Genomic DNA, 2,500 nt, shown 5'->3' with positions numbered 1-2,500 from the left:
AGCTCAGGTGGTTAGAGCGCACGCCTGATAAGCGTGAGGTCGGAGGTTCAAGTCCTCCTCGACCCACCATCCGCTCTTTTGGCTGTGCCAAAAGATGCGGACCAACGGTGCCTCTTGATGGCAAGCGGCAGTTGATTGCGCAGCAATCAATGAGAGCGGCCTTCAGGATCGCCTTTATGGGGCCTTAGCTCAGCTGGGAGAGCGCCTGATTTGCATTCAGGAGGTCAGGAGTTCGATCCTCCTAGGCTCCACCATATCTCTGGAACCGAGATCAAAGCATTTGGTTGAATGTTTTGATATCTGTTCCAACAGATACGCGGCGCGAACGCGCATTCTCTTCGAGAATACGCTGCCTCGCGCTCGTCGCTTCCAGAGGGAGCGACGGAATTGACATCGTTTAGAGAGAAATCAATCAACTCTGTTTGATCGCACCGCGTGAGGTGTCGATCTCAGCGGGTTCTGCTTTCGTCCTCAAGTAGCCGAATAGGCGGTAGGACACATAAAAGAGAGCAGAAGGCGTGGATTGGGTCTAGCCGACCCGGTCTGTCGTATCCCTGTTGAAACGAACAGAAGTTGTCCAAGTCAAGTACACTAACCCGGTGCGGTCCGCGAGGATACGCACCACTAAGTTCAGCCCTGACGGGCTGAGCGGGAAAAGTGACTTTTGGTTCAGAAGAAGGCCTGGTCGAACCAGCCCGGGCCGTGAAAGTTCAGTCTTTCTTTTTCTGGATCGAATCAAGCGCGAGAAGGGCGTTTGGTGGATGCCTTGGCAGCAAGAGGCGATGAAGGACGTGATACTCTGCGATAAGTCATGGGGAGCCGAGAATAGGCTTTGATCCATGAATTTCCGAATGGGGCAACCCACCTGACATTCTGTTATTGTTAACCTCCGGGTTATCAATAACGGGGTGAAACAGGTACTTAAGACCTGAATACATAGGGTTTTAAGAGCAAACCCGGGGAACTGAAACATCTAAGTACCCGGAGGAAAGGAAATCAATTGATACTCCCCTAGTAGTGGCGAGCGAACGGGGACCAGCCGAGCCTTGAGAATGAGAAGAACATGTTGGGAAGCATGGCCATAGCGGGTGATAGCCCCGTATTCGAAGTTCGATGGGACGTATTAAGTAGGGCGGGACACGTGAAATCCTGTCTGAAGATCGGAGGACCACCTTCGAAGGCTAAGTACTCCTTGCTGACCGATAGCGAACCAGTACCGTGAGGGAAAGGTGAAAAGCACCCCGACGAGGGGAGTGAAACAGTACCTGAAACCGAGCGCCTACAAGCAGTGGGAGGGCCCTAGCGGCCTGACCGCGTACCTTTTGTATAATGGGTCATCGACTTGGTCTCACGAGCAAGCTTAAGCCGTTAGGTGTAGGCGCAGCGAAAGCGAGTCTTAATAGGGCGTCGAGTTCGTGGGATCAGACCCGAAACCGAGTGATCTAGGCATGACCAGGATGAAGGTGCGGTAACACGCACTGGAGGTCCGAACCCACACCTGTTGAAAAAGGTCGGGATGAGTTGTGCCTAGGGGTGAAAGGCCAATCAAACTCGGAGATAGCTGGTTCTCCGCGAAATCTATTTAGGTAGAGCGTCATCCGAATACCCCGGGGGGTAGAGCACTGGATGGGTAATGGGGCCCCACAGGCTTACTGATCCTAACCAAACTCCGAATACCCGGGAGTACTAGATGGCAGACACACTGCGGGTGCTAACGCCCGTAGTGGAGAGGGAAACAACCCTGACCTCCAGCTAAGGCCCCCAATTCATGGCTAAGTGGGAAAGCAGGTGGGATGTCCAAAACAACCAGGAGGTTGGCTTAGAAGCAGCCATCCTTTAAAGATAGCGTAACAGCTCACTGGTCTAATCAAGACGTCCTGCGGCGAAGATGTAACGGGGCTCAAGCCATGAGCCGAAGCTGAGGATGCCGTAAGGCATGGTAGCGGAGCGTAGTGTGACATAGGTTCTATCCTCTTTAGTGTCCTTCGGGGCACCTTGGAGGATCACGAACCTTTCGATGAAGCCGGGGCGTGAGCCATCCGGTGGAGAGATCACTAGCGAGAATGATGACATGAGTAGCGACAAAGAGTGTGAGAGACACTCTCGCCGAAAGTCCAAGGGTTCCTGCTTAAAGCTAATCTGAGCAGGGTAAGCCGGCCCCTAAGCCGAGGCCGAAAGGCGTAGGCGATGGGAACTAGGTTAATATTCCTAGGCCAGGAGGATGTGACGGATCACGGATGTAGTTCAGCCTTATCGGATTGGTTGGGCTGCTGAGTGGTCCCTGGAAATAGCCCTCCATCAGACCGTACCCTAAACCGACACAGGTGGACTGGTAGAGAATACCAAGGCGCTTGAGAGAACGATGTTGAAGGAACTCGGCAAAATACCTCCGTAAGTTCGCGAGAAGGAGGCCCGGGTTCAAGGCAACTTGGATCCGGGGGCACAAACCAGGGGGTGGCGACTGTTTATTAAAAACACAGGGCTCTGCGAAGTCGCAAGA

The 2,500-nt window shown here is 53.4% G+C and carries 2 tRNA genes and 1 rRNA gene (1 of these 3 cut by a window edge); all 3 read left to right on the top strand.

Features of this window, described 5'->3' with window-relative positions:
• Positions 1-69: transfer RNA gene (locus OEZ49_RS22800), tRNA-Ile, on the top strand; it begins 8 nt to the left of the window's first position.
• Positions 70-178: 109 nt separating this feature from the next.
• Positions 179-254, top strand: a tRNA-Ala gene (locus tag OEZ49_RS22795).
• A gap of 479 nt (positions 255-733) precedes the next feature.
• Positions 734-2,500: ribosomal RNA gene (locus OEZ49_RS22790) — 23S ribosomal RNA — on the top strand; the annotation flags it as partial.

The sequence above is a fragment of the Ruegeria marisflavi genome, from assembly GCF_025673445.1.
In the GTDB taxonomy this organism is placed as follows: Bacteria; Pseudomonadota; Alphaproteobacteria; order Rhodobacterales; family Rhodobacteraceae; genus Ruegeria_B; species Ruegeria_B marisflavi.
Note: the sequence above shows the minus strand (reverse complement) of the source record. Positions and strands in the feature narration are given on the sequence as shown.